This window comes from Paenibacillus silvae (assembly GCF_014639235.1).
In the GTDB taxonomy this organism is placed as follows: domain Bacteria; phylum Bacillota; class Bacilli; order Paenibacillales; family Paenibacillaceae; genus Paenibacillus; species Paenibacillus silvae.
On the sequence record NZ_BMFU01000043.1, the window covers coordinates 1 to 513 of the forward strand.

Genomic DNA, 513 nt, shown 5'->3' on the forward strand with positions numbered 1-513 from the left:
CCCCCGACCCTCTGCTTGTAAGGCAGATGCTCTCCCAGCTGAGCTAAGCCTCCATAATTATGACCCGTAGGGGATACTCTCACTTCGTTCGAGACTGCGAAGCAATTCCTAACGATGCTCATCCTCCGACGAACCTTTGGGATTCTCATCCCACTCTTTAGTTATTAAAATAACTATGACCCGTAGGGGATTCGAACCCCTGTTACCTCCGTGAAAGGGAGGTGTCTTAACCCCTTGACCAACGGGCCTTAATGGCTCCCCGAACAGGGCTCGAACCTGTGACAACTCGATTAACAGTCGAGTGCTCTACCAACTGAGCTATCAGGGAATAATATGCATTTGCAGGGCAAATGCAATTCATCTTACAAGGTCTACATGCAAAGCCTGTTTTCTATGTATGATGAAAGAGTTTGCTTGGCGGCGTCCTACTCTCCCAGGACCCTGCGGTCCAAGTACCATCGGCGCTAGAGGGCTTAACGGTCGTGTTCGGGATGGGTACGTGTGGAACCCCTC

The 513-nt window shown here is 50.9% G+C and carries 2 tRNA genes and 1 rRNA gene; all 3 read right to left on the reverse strand.

The features are described 5' to 3' along the window. Positions 1-176 precede the first annotated feature (176 nt). A tRNA-Glu gene (locus tag IEW26_RS30125) sits at positions 177-248 on the reverse strand. 4 nt (positions 249-252) lie between these two features. Then, positions 253-328, reverse strand: a tRNA-Asn gene (locus IEW26_RS30130). An 84-nt stretch (positions 329-412) separates the two neighbouring features. Beyond that, a 5S ribosomal RNA gene (rrf, locus tag IEW26_RS30135) occupies positions 413-513 on the reverse strand; the annotation flags it as partial.